The sequence below is a fragment of the Paenibacillus tundrae genome (assembly GCF_036884255.1).
Lineage (GTDB): Bacteria > Bacillota > Bacilli > Paenibacillales > Paenibacillaceae > Paenibacillus.
This window is the reverse complement of record NZ_CP145605.1, coordinates 2,092,296-2,108,907: the sequence shown is the minus strand read 5'-3', so window position 1 is coordinate 2,108,907 and position 16,612 is coordinate 2,092,296. Positions and strand designations below refer to the sequence as shown.

The 16,612-nt window shown below is 45.4% G+C and carries 12 protein-coding genes; 3 read left to right on the top strand and 9 right to left on the bottom strand.

Translation table 11 applies throughout. From position 1 onward, the window contains the following. The first annotated feature begins 29 nt into the window (after positions 1 to 29). Complete coding sequence (locus tag V6W81_RS09515; RefSeq protein WP_307215795.1) at positions 30 to 1,208, top strand: YheC/YheD family protein; 1,179 nt, start codon at positions 30 to 32, stop codon at positions 1,206 to 1,208. A gap of 82 nt (positions 1,209 to 1,290) precedes the next feature. Here the strand turns inward: V6W81_RS09515 and V6W81_RS09510 are convergent, their stop codons facing one another. The 8 genes from V6W81_RS09510 to V6W81_RS09475 form a co-directional block, all read right to left on the bottom strand. Continuing rightward, a complete protein-coding gene (locus V6W81_RS09510) occupies positions 1,291 to 3,231 on the bottom strand; it encodes a heparinase II/III domain-containing protein (protein WP_338542863.1) in 1,941 nt (646 codons plus the stop codon). After that, complete coding sequence (locus tag V6W81_RS09505) at positions 3,228 to 3,563, bottom strand: cupin domain-containing protein (RefSeq protein WP_145047822.1); 336 nt, start codon at positions 3,561 to 3,563, stop codon at positions 3,228 to 3,230. Before V6W81_RS09505 ends, V6W81_RS09510 begins: the two co-directional genes overlap by 4 nt. A gap of 77 nt (positions 3,564 to 3,640) precedes the next feature. Further along, positions 3,641 to 5,041: an ABC transporter substrate-binding protein gene (locus V6W81_RS09500; protein WP_338542862.1), complete on the bottom strand. Its 1,401-nt coding sequence runs from the start codon at positions 5,039 to 5,041 to the stop codon at positions 3,641 to 3,643. Between the two features lie 132 nt (positions 5,042 to 5,173). Then, positions 5,174 to 6,778 (bottom strand): response regulator, encoded by a 1,605-nt coding sequence (locus V6W81_RS09495; protein ID WP_338542860.1) that lies wholly within the window; start codon positions 6,776 to 6,778, stop codon positions 5,174 to 5,176. 11 nt (positions 6,779 to 6,789) lie between these two features. Further along, a complete protein-coding gene (locus tag V6W81_RS09490; RefSeq protein WP_338542858.1) occupies positions 6,790 to 8,541 on the bottom strand; it encodes a cache domain-containing sensor histidine kinase in 1,752 nt (583 codons plus the stop codon). 108 nt (positions 8,542 to 8,649) lie between these two features. Further along, the gene (locus tag V6W81_RS09485; RefSeq protein ID WP_056698285.1) at positions 8,650 to 9,519 is read right to left on the bottom strand and encodes a carbohydrate ABC transporter permease; all 870 of its coding nucleotides are present in this window, start codon (positions 9,517 to 9,519) and stop codon (positions 8,650 to 8,652) included. A 21-nt stretch (positions 9,520 to 9,540) separates the two neighbouring features. Then, positions 9,541 to 10,431, bottom strand: coding sequence for a carbohydrate ABC transporter permease (locus V6W81_RS09480; protein ID WP_056698288.1), 891 nt, complete (start codon positions 10,429 to 10,431; stop codon positions 9,541 to 9,543). Positions 10,432 to 10,709: 278 nt separating this feature from the next. Next, the gene (locus tag V6W81_RS09475) at positions 10,710 to 11,396 is read right to left on the bottom strand and encodes an HAD hydrolase-like protein (RefSeq protein WP_056698291.1); all 687 of its coding nucleotides are present in this window, start codon (positions 11,394 to 11,396) and stop codon (positions 10,710 to 10,712) included. Positions 11,397 to 11,681: 285 nt separating this feature from the next. Between V6W81_RS09475 and V6W81_RS09470 the strand changes: the two genes are divergently transcribed. After that, a complete protein-coding gene (locus V6W81_RS09470; RefSeq protein WP_338542854.1) occupies positions 11,682 to 13,400 on the top strand; it encodes a methyl-accepting chemotaxis protein in 1,719 nt (572 codons plus the stop codon). 193 nt (positions 13,401 to 13,593) lie between these two features. Here the strand turns inward: V6W81_RS09470 and V6W81_RS09465 are convergent, their stop codons facing one another. Further along, positions 13,594 to 14,550 carry a Gfo/Idh/MocA family protein gene (locus V6W81_RS09465; protein ID WP_338542852.1) on the bottom strand — a complete coding sequence of 319 codons (957 nt, stop codon included), beginning with the start codon at positions 14,548 to 14,550 and terminating at the stop codon, positions 13,594 to 13,596. A gap of 411 nt (positions 14,551 to 14,961) precedes the next feature. Between V6W81_RS09465 and V6W81_RS09460 the strand changes: the two genes are divergently transcribed. After that, positions 14,962 to 16,605, top strand: a complete 1,644-nt coding sequence (locus tag V6W81_RS09460) for a thiamine pyrophosphate-binding protein (RefSeq protein WP_338542850.1) — start codon at positions 14,962 to 14,964, stop codon at positions 16,603 to 16,605. Positions 16,606 to 16,612 lie beyond the last annotated feature (7 nt).

Genomic DNA, 16,612 nt, shown 5'->3' with positions numbered 1-16,612 from the left:
GGAATAAAAGCTAAAGAAGGTGATTGTTTGTGTCCTCACCTGTTCTAGGCATTATGACGTTGTACCTGAACGAACACCGAGCCTTAGAAGAACGGAGCATATATCGCAGGATGATCCTCGAAGGACGCAAGCGGGGACTCGACATATATGTATTCACACCTGCGGATGTACATCCGGGAGGTAAGCAGATTGAAGCAATGGTCTTTCATTCGGAGAAGGGTTGGTCCAGAGAGTGGCGTCCTTTCCCCGATATGATCTTCGATCGTTGTCGGATACAGCGTAATCGTCGATTTCAACAGCTCCTTGCTTTTCGTGAAAAATACGGGCATCTCCTTTTTCTGAATCGTCCACTACGCAACAAGTGGACGATTCATCAGACACTGTCTGGGAAACCTGCCTTTCGCGAGCATCTGCCAGAAACGATCCTGTTCCAGGATATGTCCGACGTGAATCGCATGTTGAAAAGTGCTGCTCTCATCTATCTCAAGCCGATTAATGGCACCGGTGGACGTGGCATTCTGCGTATTGAACGAATCAAAAGTGAATCCAATATGGTCTTGGTGCAGGGACGAGATCAGAAGAGGCGAATTATTACACCGCGTAAAGTGCACTTGTCTCGACTGGGTTCCCTGCTCCAACACTGGAATATGAAAGATAAATATTTGGTTCAAGAAGGTATCCAGCTTCAGCTTCCCAACGGGCGTGTGCATGATTACCGTATGCTTGTTCAGAAGAACGGCGAGGGACAATGGGAACTGACTGGTTGTGCTGGACGAATGGGAGCCGAGAAAAGTGTAACGTCCAATCTGCATGGCGGGGGGCAGGCGGTAGCGATGAACCGCTTGATGAAGCAATGGATATCGGATGAAGATCAGCGAATTGAGATCCATACAACTGCCGAGAAATTCGGCATTGATGTAGCTTCCTTTCTAGAAGATACGTATGGGGATCTGTGCGAGCTTGCATTAGACTTAGCGATTGATAAGAGTGGTCGGATCTATCTGCTTGAGGTGAATCCCAAGCCAGCGCGTGAGGTGTTTGCTCGTATTGGTGAACGTGAAATCTATCAAAAAGCCATCACTCAACCTCTGGCTTACGCATTGTGGGTGTACCGCAATAAGAAACCAGGCATCCCTCGAAAAGAACGCAGCATCATAACAACGGTGAAGAAAAGTACACGGATGAGAAAAGTCCGGAAAACCAGATAAATGTTAGAATGCAGTAGAAGGAGTGAATGTCACTTACGTGAACATCCACTCCTTCTCACCGTTCTAACTCCACTCGTTTCAATCATGGGGATGGAATGGAATCCTCTTCTGCCGTCCATTGCACAGTGTCGTTATCAATAACGATAACCCCACTTTCGTCACCATACCTGTATGCTACTTCGATTTGCATCCGCTCAGGTTTAAGTCTACACGAGGTTACCTGTGTTACCTGATCGATCTGCTGATTCGCTGGCAAACATATCGTAAGTATGCCGATTGAACCTGTAAAAGCAGCTTTGCCTTGAATGACGGTGGTTTCAAGTTTAGAGCCGTATATTTCGGATACCCAGCCTGTATGCTCCGTCAGCTGTAATGCATGTTCTGCTATACCTGCTGTGACCCACTGCATGGAAAGCGTGGTATTCGTTCCTGAATACGTCATTTGAGCTACTCGCTCGTCAGCTGCTTCCCCTTCCCATGTGAGACGAGCATCTGGATGCAAGTGGAAATGTTGCTCTAACACATGCTCTTCTGCCGCATCCAGCCAATCCACGATGAAGAGCAGAGGAACGTCTACGCCTGACATAATCCAGCGGCGATGTGTAACCGGATCAGCTAGGCGGGTATACCCGTCATGCGACGCATCCACAAAATGATAGCAGTCATTGCTCTCCCAACGGAATGTTGTAGCTACCGCTTCAGGCTCACCCCATTGCTGTGTGGATACGTAAGGAGTCTGATCTAGCCCATCCACTGTAATCGTATTATGGGCTCGTGTGCTTTTAAAATAATGTCGCCATTCCCCTTCTTCGTACGTATAACGTCCAGTGTCTGTGAACATAAGCTGCTTGCCCCACATCCACTCCATGTTCAGCGCGTCTGCATGCCCGTGTGCTCCGCCCATTGAAGCAGCATCCAAGAAGAGATATTGATGATGGTCTCTCATCACATAGTACCCTGTCTGTGGGAACGCACTGCTCGACAACGAAGGTGTACTTGCTACCTGAAGTTGCGTGCAACGTTTATACTGATCTGCACCGAGAAGCCAGAGACATTCGGAGCTTTCTGTCCCTCGACCGATCCAATGATCGTCCTCCAGAATGGCACCAAGCAGGGTTAAGCGCTGCCTTCCATCACTGATCCAGTCCGAGTCACCAATCCCGGTTGATTGATGGTCTGGCCGAATTAATGCTTCGGTAAACGCACCCATTTTGCGTAGACTTTCACCATACCATGCTGAGAAAGGATGACCCGCTATTTTCCCTAGTAAATACGGTGTTCCAAACATTTCAATGCTCGCATTATGATAATGAGTCGTCAGTTCAATTTGTATTCCTTCTGAGTTAATCTGGTGAAGCAGACACAGCTCCAATCGTTCCATCGCTACCTGCCGCCAATATGCAGCTCTTGGGTGGGTATGATGAAAGATCGCGATCATGAATAATCCCTGCATGTGCATGATGGCATGATTAATCTCTGTACTTCCTAGGTATCGGGTCAAGTATTCGGCGTGTTCCTCTAAACCTTGCCTGAATTCTGCCTGAAAGTCGGCGTCCAGCAGTGGACTATCCTCCATGTATTTGTAGGCAGATATCCATGACTGTACCCGCAGTCCAGTCTCCAGCAGACGCCAAGGACCCGGCTTTTGGAAAAAGACGGCCTCATCATAAGGCAATTGAGCAGGTACTGGGTTCTGCTCTCTCCAGCTTCGAAGGTGAGCCATAAAGGTGGACACATATAGGGGGTTGCCTTTCATCAAATACGCTTTGCCCAGATCAATCATATGCCAATGCCGGTTCATGCCCCAGGTGAATTCCAGATCATTGGTTGGATTATGAAGCCAATCTACAGGGGTTCCCATCGGAATCCATCGACTGAGATCATTCGTATAAGGAACGATAAATTCATTAATGATTGCACGATTAGCAATGGTCACCGAATTTCGTGCTTCCTCTGGAAAATGTCGCTCATAATAGTCCGCCGCCTGATGCAGTTCAACAGTCGAAAGGAAGAAATCACTCATTGGGGCTCCTCAATGAAATCCTCACGAAAAGGGGTAAACACATCTAGAATGATGGAATCTTCCAGTGCTTTGACCCCGTGCGGAACGTTATAGCCAGCATAGAAGCTATCCCCTGCCCTCAGGATGCGTGTCTCCTCACCAACTTGAACCTCAAAACTGCCCTTAACGATATAGCTTACCTGCTCATGCTGATCATGAGAGTGAACTTCACCGATTCCGCCTTTCGCAAAGCTCACCTCGACCATCATCAATGTTCCACCCATACCCAAAATTTTACGAGAGCTCGTTGCGTTAATGACTTGTGCAGGTATCGCTGCATTTTCCAATATCATAGTTCTTGCCCCTCTCCTTAGGAATTAGCGACCAGAGTCTTGGAACCCCAGCCGCTTAATTGAACGCATCACTACTGCTATTCTTCTGTTGATAATTTGCCTTGAAGCTTGGAGGAATCAAAGGAAGGATCAGCGCTTATATTGGTTAAGCCTGCCGCTTTGGTCTTCTCCAGCGCAGCATTGTATCTGCTATCCAGATCTTTGATCACATTATCGATATCGCCGCCGGTAAAGACAAAGATGGAAAATGCATCTGTCCATTTCGTTCCTTCCAGCGAGCTTTCTGTTACTACCCCTGGATTCGCAGGGAAAATCGCATCATAGCGCTTCGGCAAGAAGCCTTCAATGCCAGGAATGTTTGGTTTCTTACCTGAACTTAATACCGCTGGAATAAGGGAGATACCATAGCCTTTTTCGTAATACTCACTCTGAAGGTCTTTGCTGTATACATACTCCATAAACTTCCATGCCGCTTCTTTTTGCGTTGAATCTGCACTGATTCCGATATATGAACCACCTATAACTTGCGAAGCACCCTTGATCGTTCCATCACTTGTGGGCACAGGAGCAGCAGCCCAGTTCTCTTCGGTAGGGAATTGATCTTTGTATACCCCTGGTTCGCCGGAATGGTTGATGTACATCCCAATTTTGCCTTGTGCAAACTGCGCTCTCAGCGGATCAATATCCAGACTTTCAACCCCTGGCAGCATACTTCCATCCTCACTCATTTGGCGAAGCGCAAGTGCAACATCCTTGTACATGCCAAAATCGAATTGACCTGTACGGTAGTTATAGCCATCGATGCCGTAATTGTTACTGGCGCCTGCGATCGTGTTCGCTGCTCTCCAGAAACCGCTTCCACTTTTGAACGGACTAGCAAAGCCATAGATTCCTTCACTTTTCCCAGCGTCCGTAATTTTCTTCGCATCCTCCACCATTTCGGTCAACGTTTTAGGCGGACTGGTGATTCCGGCTTTTTGAAAAATATCTTTGTTATACACGAGTCTCCACACTTGTCCTGTATTCGGGAGAGTATATATTTTTCCATCTATTGTATTCTTATTATCGATTAGGCTGTCTTTGAACGTAGTCTTCATGTCCTCGCTCATATAGCCGTCAATTGGAGCTAGATATCCCTTTTGATAATAGGTCTGAAAATCATTGACTTGCAGCACATCCGGTGCTTGTTTACTTGCAAAAGCAATATCTACCGCTTGAGGGTAATTGTCACCCATCACGGTCATTTCCACTTCAATATTATCCTTATTGGTTTTATTAAACTCATCAATTTTGGTTTTCATAAAATCAGCATCATGGCGATCGGGCGTCCAGTAGATGACCTTGGTTTTCCCTTCTGTACTTTTGCCATCACTACCACCCGTTCCGGTGCTTGCTGTCGTTCCATTGTTGGTAGAACATCCAGCCAAACTCAATGCGAGCAATGCACTCAGTGTAGTCATCATCCATTTCTTAGCCATTGAAAAGCCCCCCTATGCTTGTCTGGACAACCTCTCAGGTTACCCGATAACGTAATGATAATCGCTCTACCGTTGATGAAGTGAGGGACATTATAACTATGAATGGGGGACAAATGATGTTCCCTGCATTCATTAATTCAGATACATTTGACGGAAATGCGTAGGTGTCATACCACAGTACTTTTTGAACAATCCGCTGAAATACGGGCGATCCTCGTAACCCAGCATCTGACAGATCTCCTGTACTTGTATGCCTGCGACCAACAGTTCCTTGGCCTTCTCCATCCTCATTTTTGTAATGTATTGAATCAAGGTCATGCCGGTCTCTTTCTTGAATGCATTGGCAAAATAACTAGGACTTAAGTGAACCGACTGAGCGCAAAGGTTCAACGTCAGGTTCTCTTCCAGGTTCATACTTATAAATTCCTGAGCTTTATGAATGGCCTGCTTCACATCCGTAAGCCGCTTCTTATCCATAATGTCGCAGCCCATGCTGCTAAAGTGCTTGATGTACCCTTTCCAACCGTCAAATGTCAACGAGCGCATCGCCTCCAGCACCATCAGGTCAGCTTCTAAACGCATGCGTTCTTCCTCCGTAATTTCATCGCAAAAAGCACGATAGATGGCGAACGCGAGTCCGGACAACAAACGGATCATAGTAAGTGGCTCAGGATATCCCTCCGAAAACTGCCATTCATCCAAAATATCATCAATGATCCGGTGACAGGTGCTCTCATTGCCACACTTGAGCGCATAAAAGAGTTCCTTCTCCTTCTCCAAAGGGTAAGCAGGTGCTATCCACTCCTGACGTTCGACGATTGCATATTGGAAGATGCAGTTACCCTCACTATAAAAGCGGTAGGCAATGGCTTTATCGGCGTGTGCATACGCACTCCACACCTCCTGAGGTCTTCGGGCAATCGTGCCCAAACCGATTGAGATCGTCTTTTTACTGAATTGTTCCACATTAAGCCGACATTCCTCCAGCAGCTCTGGAGCTGTCATGGATGCTGGTGTATTAAACATCGCCACAAGCCGGTATCTGCTCTCGCGTAATACAACCCCTCTGGTGTGGCGATTCAGCGTCTCTTCCACAATATTTTGGATCGCAAAAGGCACGATCTCGGCATCCAGATGTATTGTATTTTCACACCGGGTATACCCGTCGACTTCAATCACCATGAGCTGAAGATTCGAAGAATCGAGATCGATCTGTAGTTCATCCCAACGATTCTCATTCATAAAACCACCAACCTCTTGACGAAGCAGTCCCAGAAGGTAGCTATGACGAATATGCACGCTGCTGCTCTCCGCCTTTTGTTCCAATTGTTCAAGCTGCCTCGACTGTGCCTGCTCACCTTCAATCACTTCTCTTACCTTGAGCACTGCGCCTAATATTTCATCAGGGGTAAACGGTTTGAGCAAATAATCGGAAGCACCTAGTTTAATCGCCTCTTGGGCATAACGGAAATCAGAATACCCACTAATGAATATAAACTTGGTGCGCAGCCCTGCATCGGATGCCCGTTTCATCAATTCAAGACCGCTGAGGCGGGGCATTTTGATATCGGTAATGACAAGATCCGGCTCTTGTTCATTAAGTAGGAACCACCCTTGTTCGCCATTGTTGGCTGTACCTACAATTTTCACCTGATGCTCTTCCCAAGCAATGGTCGAAGATATGCCTTTTACAACCGCCTGAATATCATCCATGACACATACCGTCAAATGATCCATACTACCCCTCCTCAGATGATTGGAATCGTGATGGTAACCGTCGTTCCGACGTCTATGTTGCTCTCAAATACAACTGAAGCGGCATCTCCGTAATATAGGCTTAATCTGTCATGGAGATTCCCAAGTGCATATCCTTGACGTCTACCTTCGACTCCTTCTCTGATCTGCCCCTCAGCCATATCCATGCCACAACCGTTATCAGTGACTTCAAGTGTCAGCATGTCTTCATCTCGATTAATTCTGATTACAATGACGCCGAGCTCATCCTTATCACGGAATCCGTGCAGTATGGAGTTTTCGACTAAAGGCTGCAGTAATATTTTCAATAATTCTACGGAATAACAGGATGGATCACCCACCTCAATACGATAAATGAATAGATCCTCATAACATTGTTGTTGAAGTTGTAGGTACTGCTCTACATGCTTAATCTCTTGTTCTACATTGGTCATGTCCTTCCCATCATTCAACCCGAGTCGGAACAACAGTGACAATGCTACGATCATTTCACTAACGTCTTTTTTCTCACCACTCTCACTTTTCCAGAACATTGTATTTAACGTATTGTAGAGAAAGTGAGGATCAACCTGTGCTTGAAGCGCTTTCACTTCGAAACGTCGTTTATCCCGCTCGGTTACCCGTACCTCCTCAAACAAAACCTGGATCTGATCCAGCATTCGATTAAAACGATACCCCACCGCACTGACCTCATCATCGTACTTGCTGCGGAAGCGCACATCCAGATCGTTCGATTGTACTTCAACCATTAAACGACGCAGCTTATTCAGCGGTTTGAGCAGAGCAGATGCCAGCAAGTTCGACAGCCCTAGGGCGAGCACGATGCAGAAACCCATAATCCCAATAACTAACCAACGAATCTTCCGCAGTGGAGACAATAAATCTGATTTGGACTGCACACTGACCATCACCCAGTCCTCATTCATTGATAATGCAGAATAGTTGATGAGCATGTCCTCTCCTTGACTACTCGTATATCTAAAATCCCCGCCTGTACCACGACTGATCTCGCGGCTGAATTCAGGGTCGGTTAGGTAACTCACATCCTGGGAGGTTGACCGGATAACCTGTGACCCATTTTTGTTCAGCAAAAACAATTCAATTGAATTATTCATCAAGTCCTGAACCAGAATATCCCTCATCGCTTCTTCCTTCATATTGACCACCATATAAACGTTAGACAAGGAGTGATTATCAACCACAATCGGTTTGAGTAACAGTGACAACACATGTTCCTTCGCCTGGAATAACTGACTTGGATGCGAACCAAACCACATTGTATTCCAGCCCTGTTGCTTCACAAGCTGCCCGTACTCCTTAGCAAATCCATCATCCCGGTTCGGTACATCTTTGGTTGAGTAAAAATCACCAATTGGTGTTGTTAAAAAGGTCGTATCAATTAAGGGCTCTACAAGCTTCAATTGCGTAAATGACGTTTGCAGTAGTGATAGATTCTGATAATAGTGGGAGGCATTATTGTTGCGAACATCTCGCATCACCTGAGTAAAGGTGTCATTCAGCATAAACGAATATGAAGATACCACGATGTGCCTTAAATGTTCATCCATTACCTGAACTGACTTATTCAGGATGCCCTGCTTCAACTCAAGCGCGTTTCGTTCAATGCTTCGTGCAGCGAAGAGATACGAGCTAATTCCTGTTACACTGATGCATAATACAACCAGGAAAATGTACAACAGTTGTATCCTTTTTTTCAGAGTCATCTTATAGAAGTTCATGTTCATCGGCGTTCACTCCTCGGATACGGATTAGCTCTGCCACTGGAGATTTTAACAAGAGTATAGCACAGCAGAATATCCCATAATACCGTTCCCATTTTAAGGAGATTACGCCTAGCCTTTGACCGCACCTAATGTCACCTGCATAAAGGATTTGTTCGCAAAGATATACACAACGAGCAGTGGCAATATCGATAGACACGCCCCAGCCATCATAAGTTGAACCTCAGCAGCAGCCCCGATGCCATAACGTAGATTCGCCAAGCCCACAGGCAAGGTCTGCAAATTGGGATTGTTCATCGTGAACACAAAAGGCAAGATATACTCATTCCACGAGCTCTGAAATGCTCCAAGTCCTGCAACCGCCAAACCGGGGCGAAGCAATGGAAGAATGATGCGCCAATACACGGTGTAGAAGTTACAGCCATCGATCATGGCTGCCTCATCTAGATCACGCGGGATGCTTTTGAAGAAGCCCACTAAAATGAAGTACGTCGCGGCATGAGCGCTAATTAAAATAATGATGACACCCCATAGGGTATGATTCAGGCCTAATTTGACCATCAGATCAAATTGCGGACGCAGAACCACAGCTCCGATGGATATAAACAAGGTAGATGCCATCAAAATGGAGTACGCCTTCTTCCCTCTAAAGTTCACGCGATCCACGGCATAGGCAGACATGGATGAAACTAACAGCATTCCTGTTGTTGCAGTGACGCTAACAAAGACACTATTGAGCGTAAATCCTGAGAAATTGGCTGTCTGCCATGCCTGAGCATAGTTAGAGAACTGCCAAACCTTAGGTAATATCGTTGCACCGCCCGTTAATTCCTGATTTGTTTTGAACGAGCCTAGCAGTACTAATAGAATCGGAAACAACGACAGGACAGCGATGATAAGCAGAAAAATAGTGAGTAGTGTTCGCTTTATTCCTTGAACCCACTTAGGTGAAATACTCGGATTTATGACCGTTTGTGACATGTCCGTTCCTCCTGTCTGCTGTTAATAAACATCATTAAGCTTCTTGGATATCCAGAAATAAATGAGTGTGACGGCACCTACAATGATGGCTGTAGTGAAGCCTACTGCACTGCCGTAACCCAGTTGCTGGAGCGATTGTGTATCAGCGGATATCGGAAATAACAATTTAAACAGATACAAGTACATCACTTCCGTTTTGCCATACGGGCCTCCTTCGGTTAGTACCATAATGCTCTCGTATCCTTTGAGTGCGGTTGTAATCGCCAGCATAATAATCATCTGCAGCACAGGACCGAGTAGTGGAATCGTCACATTTCTAAGCTTCTGGAACTCATTCGCTCCGTCCAGCGATGCCGCCTCATACAGTTCTTCAGGAATACTCTGCAGACCGGCAATAAACAGCAGCATATAGTTCCCCACAGCTCCCCAGATCGCAATAATTATGGTCGTCATCATGGCATGATCGGCATCTAACCAGCCAATCGGGGCAGAGATCACATGATACTTCACCAGTAGTTGGTTCAATATTCCGTTGTACGAATTAAAAATAATAAAGAATACAATCGCCATAACTGAAGCACTGAAAATGGTTGGAAGATAGTACACAGCTCTTAGCAGTGAACGCCCTCTCCATTTGCGATTCAAGATGATGGCGAGTGTCAGAGCTAGCGGAATCGTGACCACAAGTTTACCTAATGCATAGACTCCCGTATTGCCAACAGCTGACCAGAACTGTGTATCCCGCATAATGCGGGCAAAGTTGCCAAGTCCAATAAATACGGGCGTACCAATGCCTTGATAATCGTAGAACATATAACGTAGAGCCCATATGAGGGGATACACCCCAAACACGAGAGTTAGAAATAAACTGGGAAAGATGAACAGGTACGCATGCACTTTTTTTGGCTTCATCAACATTGACCCCCTTACTTGCTTTTGCAAGAAGTATAGAGCGATCACCGTGTGAAGCGGGATGGGGAAATCCACTTTTTACAGGGGAGAATGTAACTGAGTGAATGTGGATGAGTGAATGGAAATGTGAAGCGTGTGAATGAATTGAGTGAATGGGAAAGAATGTGAAAGAATATGAGGAGTTTAAAACAAAAAAACCAGCACCTCCAACGAAACTTCATTGGAAATGCAGGTTATACCTTGTTAACAACAATAAATATGTTAAATGTTTTATACGGTTATTCTGCTTCCTTATACAGACGAAGTAGTTCTGTGAAATCAGAGATCAATACATCCGATCCCGCCAGTTCTTCATCCCTACCAAAACCAGCATAAGCGCAGCCAATAACGGTCTGTCCATTCATTTTCCCTGCCTCTACATCCGATGAACGGTCACCCACCATCCACGCATCTTGAATCCGATGTTTCTCAAGCAAGATCTGAACGAGATTAATTTTGGAAGGGGTTTTGTATTGACCAGCGCTGTACACGCCTTCAAACAAAGGCATGATCTCGTGGGCAAACGCTACACCTTTGACGTAATCCTCAAGTCCATTACTCGCAACAAATAACCGCACCCCCTGCTCTTTGAGCGCTGTTAAAGTCTCCTTCACGTGAGGATAGAGTGTAGAACCCCCTTGATCCAGACCTTCAATCTCCAATTGAAGCAACAATTCGTCCGCGCGACGATGTGCCGCCTCCGATGCTTCAGGCATAACTACTTTCCATATATCTTCAAGTAACATACCAAGACTTCCAATCATCCGTTCCTCTGGAGGGGTCTCACCTTCAAAGTGTCCTTCTGCTCTCAGCGTATCAAACAACTGGTGGTAAGCAGGCAACAACAGCGTCTCTGTCTGAAATAGTGTGCCATCCATATCAAATATCATTGCTTCCGGTTTAAGCAATACCTTTTCTTTTGTCATATCAAAGCGTCCTTTCGGATTGGGATATGTATTCGGAATCGTTCCCTCCCCATGATAAACATAAACGTTTGCAGGTGTAAACCGAACATTGTAAAACACATTCCGCGAACGTTATACAACTCAGCAGATAACATTATACATAAAGTAAACAAACTATATACAAAATGATTTAGTTTAAGTATAATACTGAAAATAGTCATCCAGACCCTACATCTAAAGTCCTAATTTAGTGTTTTTCCTGTTTTTTCGACAAATATATATACCCGACAGAGAGGAATAACAAACATGGTAAAGCGCAGAACCTTTAAAATTTTCTACAAGATTGGTTTGGGCTATTTGCTCGTGCTGGCTGTTCTAGCCGGTTCTATTGTATTGATCCAAAATAGTATTAGCCAACTCCAACGGGAGCTGGATTTCTTGGTCGATCACGATATGAAAGTACATGATTTAACGTATGAGTTGGAAAGAACGATGGTGGACATGGAGACAGGTCAACGAGGATATGTCATTACCGGACAAGACAGTTATCTTGCACCTTACACCGAGGGTTTAGAACAGAAGGAAACAATCATCTCACAGCTCGCAGCACTCATTGCTGATAATCCAGCACAGCTCGCCCTACTTGAGAACATACATAATGTAATAAACAATTGGGTACAGGTTGCGGGTGAACCAGTTATTGAATCACGACGAGCTAACGACACGTCCACCTTGCAAGCGTTCTTCGTGAATGATCCTGGTAAGCAGGATATGGATCAAATTCGGGATTCACTAAAAACATTTCGCACCAATGAGCTAGTGTTGACCGAACAACGCACTGAAGCACTCAAACAAAAAAACGAGCTACTCAACATCGAACTATACGGTGCGCTCATCCTTGTTGCCTTGATTTCGATCATTGCAGCTCTGACACTGTCCCGCTCTATTGTCAAAAATATTCGTAGCGTCACCAGCGCACTGAACGACATTGGCTCATCTAACGGAGATCTAACCCTCCGGATTGCGACCCATATGAAGGATGAGACGCGCGAATTGGCAGATGCAGCTAATGCAATGCTGCTCGGATTGCAACAAATGATGCTTGAGATTCAGAACAATGCCAGCATCCTGAGTACGGCTTCAGATCGATTGGATAAAGGTGTGTCGGATAACCTGTCCGCAGGTAAGGAAGTTGCCACCGCCATGGAACGAGTTGCTGAAGGCGCAGATGAACAAGTCGTTCTGACACAAACGATGGTCGCTGCCATGGGGCAATCGCTGACTGGACTTAACCGAGTATCCGCTTCTACAGCTGATGTTGCTGAACGTGCTGTAAGAACCGAATCAATCGCACTGGATGGACAAGGACGCATTAATAATGCAGTGGGTAAAATGGAAACCATTGAACAATCGTTCCGCTCCGTTCAGGAGTCTATTAATGACATCTCTAAAATGTCTGATCAGGTCATCTCCATTGCAGAATCGATCTCAGGAACGGCTAGACAGACCAATCTCCTGGCTCTTAACGCTGGAATTGAAGCTGCGCGCGCCGGAGAACATGGCAAAGGGTTCGCTGTTGTCGCCACCGAAATTCGCAACCTGGCAGATCAAAGCGCTACCTCAGCCAAACATATTACAAGCATTCTTGAAACTGTACTTGCAGGTGTGCATAACACCGTTCAGATCGTAGACTCCAATACTGTTCATGTCACAGAAGGATTACGAACAATAGAGGATGCTGGACATGCCTTTGCTAATATTACAGAACACATTCATGATCTAAGTGGGGAAATGGTGGACATCTCCGCTGTGGTGGAAGAGCTCACAGCAGGCAGTCAGGCTGTTATGTCTTCTATTCATGCCGTATCCGCTGTTGTGGAAGACACTGCATCAGCAACCGAAGAAGTATCCGCCATGACCGAGGAACAATTAGCCTCCTTGCAAGAAATGACCGACACATCCAAACAATTGAACCAAATGTCCGATGCACTGGATGAGCTCGTGAACCGATTCAAACTTGCATAATGAGGAAATGAGAACTATCGTTTAGTGAAACTAAATACAAGAAGCAGTTGCTGAATTCGGCAACTGCTTCTTTTTTTGTAATTTTGGATCACATTGACACTGTGTAGGGAAGAAATGCCTTCTGAGACATTCATTTTTTTGATTCAGTAGATCCAGAAAGTATCCTATCGGTTATTTATTCTTATCGCTTAGGTTACTTACTTCGAAGTGCCTCCAGGATCCGTTGCGCTTCAAGCCCATCCCTGAAATCATATATTCTGCCCGGCTTGTCTTGAACACGTGCAATTACATGTTTCAGTACAGGTAATTCACTCAGCGATTCATCAACGGTTACGGGTGTTAGTGACTCTCCAATCCGCCCACTCATCAGTTGATCCCAGTTTTCCAGCGCGATTGTTCCTTCCGTACCATACACCACCATAGATACACGTTCTTCACCCGCAAAGTGTGAGATTCCGTTCATCTCTACCCGAGTGCCATCTTGAAGCTGCATTTCTGCATGAATTTCCCTCTCGCAACCGTTCGAATGATCGGGATATTGCACCTGACTGTTTATGACGTTCAGTCCACCGAACACCGTCTGGATCACATGAATCCAGTGAATACCCACTTCTAGAATAAATCCACCCTGATCCCGGGTCGAAATCCATGGATTCTGTTGCCAAGCTCGCGGCCATTGCGGGAACCGGAGAACCAGTTCAATTTTACGAATAGTACCAAGCGTACTTCCCTCCTGTACTAGCTTCTGCAATTGAAGCACTGCTGGTTCATGAGGCATGGAGAAATGGATCGCATGGAGCACACCTGACTGCTCAGCTGCAGCAAGCATAGCTTCGGCTTCCTCTACACTGTTAGCTAAAGGCTTCTCACAGAAGATATGGATTCCACGCTGAAGCACCTCCATCACTACTCCATAATGATATTTGGGTGGTACCGCAACGTATACCAGATCAATCTCATGTTCATCTAACAAACGACGATAATCCGTATATGTACTTGTCTCAGGGTTCGAGGCTGTATAATCCGCAAGAGATTGCTCGTTGCTATCACATACTGCCACTACGTCTACGTGCTGTTCATTCTTGGCTTGATGAATCATATGTAAGCCCATTTTACCTAATCCAATGACAGCCATTTTAATCTTTTTCATTGAGTTCACTCCAATCGAATTCTAGTATACCAGAAAGTGATACAGCGCCACTCCTTTTTGCGTAGATACGAAAAGTGAAGCCTCGCTCTTATTTTTCTGTTTAATTCAGTTGAAAACCATCATTTTAAGTCATTATTTTACATTAAATGTAATTAGAAAATAATAGGTATTTTGTTCCAGTTATATTTTACTATATTTTTTTGTGAGTTGTAGTAAGACTTTAAGCGCTACCAGCCTAAGAATCAAAAATTAATAATCTTAAAAATCTATTGACAAAAAACCACAAAAAAAGATACTCTTCCTAGTATCAAGCATTTATTTCCTATTACAACCTAATACCGTAATTTGCTCTCAAAAAAAGGAATCAGACCTTTGGGTCTAAAAACCTATTTCATGAAGCGAGGTGCCCAAATGAGAACCGTTGCAGATTATTTAGCGGAAGCTCTGCGTAATCTAGGCGTGACCCATGTCTTTGGAATTATCGGAAAATCCATTTGCCCTGCTGCGTTGAAGATGGTCGATTATGGACTGGAATTCATCCCTGGACGCCATGAATCTAGTTCAGGATTCGCCGCATCGGGTTATGCACTTCAGACTGGGAGATTGGGTGTAGCATTTGCAACCTCAGGTCCAGGCGGAACCAATCTATTAACCGCCGCTGCCCATGCGAAGGCGAACAACCTACCTGTACTATTTATTACCGGACATCAGTCCATTCAAGAATTGGGACTTCCCCAATGCCAGGATTCCTCGTCTTATTTGGCCGATCTAGCTGAGATGTTCAGACCCGCCACATTATTCAGTAAGCTTGTCGAGCGTGGAGACCACTTCGCTACCCTTTTTAATCATGCGATCTCCATCGCACTAGGTCCAAACAAAGGCCCTGTTCATCTTTGCCTTCCGTTTGATGTACAGACCGAACTTGTGGAACAATGCCGAATCATCCTTCCCGAGCCTGAGCCTATGATCAGTGTTACTAATCTAAACCGAGTTCTCCCCTTAATTCAACAATCCAAACATCCATTAATTATCGCTGGCAAGGGCGTTGGCCGTGCACATGCTCATGATGAACTGTTACAGCTTGCCGAACTCCTTCATATTCCCGTCATCACTTCACCTGGTGGAAAAGGTGCCATCGCCTGGAATCATCCGTTATATCATGGCCCTTGTGGAGTCGGAGGTTTCCCACATGCGGATGATCTGATGAATCAGAGTGATCTATATATTGTGCTAGGTTCTCGTTTGAGTGATATGACGATTTGTAACCTTAAGCCAGAGAATCATCCGGCATACCTAATCCAGTTTGATAGCGACCCTACCTTCGTTGGTAAAATTCTAAACTCACAAACCTTACATATCTCCGGCGATCTTAAAGATAATATGAACCACCTTCTTGGGAACCTCACAGAACATACAATACAACTTCAAGCAATGAACAGAGCGTTACCACCTGCGGATTACTTCCTTCCGCTTCCAGAATTATCTCAGTTATCGTTGGCATCTGTCCTCGAGAACATGAGCGATATCCTTCCGTATGACCACACCTTGTTCGTGGATGATGGTAGCCACGGATTCCATGCGGTTCAGCGATACAAAGTCAAGAAACCAGGAAGTTTCGTATTCGATGCCTACTTCGCTTGCATGGGTAATGCCATCGGTATGGCAATCGGAGCCAAAGCAGCTGCGCCTGAAGAAACAATCGTATGTATTACAGGGGATGGCTGCTTCATGATGTTAGGGACTGAGATTAATACCGCTGTCTGTAACCAGCTCCCCGTGATTTTTATCGTGGTGAACAACAAGCAATTGGACATGGCACTCAAAGGTATGCAAAAAACAACAGGCCGGATCGATGGCACATTATTCGAGGTTCCAATGGATGCAGCGAAGTTTGCAGAATCTCTTGGCGCAGTGGCCTTCCGAGCAGAGACGCAGGCTGAATTCAATGTTGCGCTTAAGGAAGCCCAACAATTAAATCAAGTTACGGTCATTGAACTGCTTACGGATCGTGATGAAATTCCACCAACAGCCCATCGTACACTTAATTTGAACTAGGAGGAAC

What these genes read in the sequence shown, in the direction of transcription:
- V6W81_RS09510 (WP_338542863.1), bottom strand. Translation starts at nt 3,231, where the DNA reads ATGAGTGATTTCTTCCTTTCGACTGTTGAACTGCATCAGGCGGCGGAC.
- V6W81_RS09505 (WP_145047822.1), bottom strand. Translation starts at nt 3,563, where the DNA reads ATGATATTGGAAAATGCAGCGATACCTGCACAAGTCATTAACGCAACG.
- V6W81_RS09500 (WP_338542862.1), bottom strand. Translation starts at nt 5,041, where the DNA reads ATGGCTAAGAAATGGATGATGACTACACTGAGTGCATTGCTCGCATTG.
- V6W81_RS09495 (WP_338542860.1), bottom strand. Translation starts at nt 6,778, where the DNA reads ATGGATCATTTGACGGTATGTGTCATGGATGATATTCAGGCGGTTGTA.
- V6W81_RS09490 (WP_338542858.1), bottom strand. Translation starts at nt 8,541, where the DNA reads ATGAACATGAACTTCTATAAGATGACTCTGAAAAAAAGGATACAACTG.
- V6W81_RS09485 (WP_056698285.1), bottom strand. Translation starts at nt 9,519, where the DNA reads ATGTCACAAACGGTCATAAATCCGAGTATTTCACCTAAGTGGGTTCAA.
- V6W81_RS09480 (WP_056698288.1), bottom strand. Translation starts at nt 10,431, where the DNA reads ATGAAGCCAAAAAAAGTGCATGCGTACCTGTTCATCTTTCCCAGTTTA.
- V6W81_RS09475 (WP_056698291.1), bottom strand. Translation starts at nt 11,396, where the DNA reads ATGACAAAAGAAAAGGTATTGCTTAAACCGGAAGCAATGATATTTGAT.
- V6W81_RS09470 (WP_338542854.1), top strand. Translation starts at nt 11,682, where the DNA reads ATGGTAAAGCGCAGAACCTTTAAAATTTTCTACAAGATTGGTTTGGGC.
- V6W81_RS09465 (WP_338542852.1), bottom strand. Translation starts at nt 14,550, where the DNA reads ATGAAAAAGATTAAAATGGCTGTCATTGGATTAGGTAAAATGGGCTTA.
- V6W81_RS09460 (WP_338542850.1), top strand. Translation starts at nt 14,962, where the DNA reads ATGAGAACCGTTGCAGATTATTTAGCGGAAGCTCTGCGTAATCTAGGC.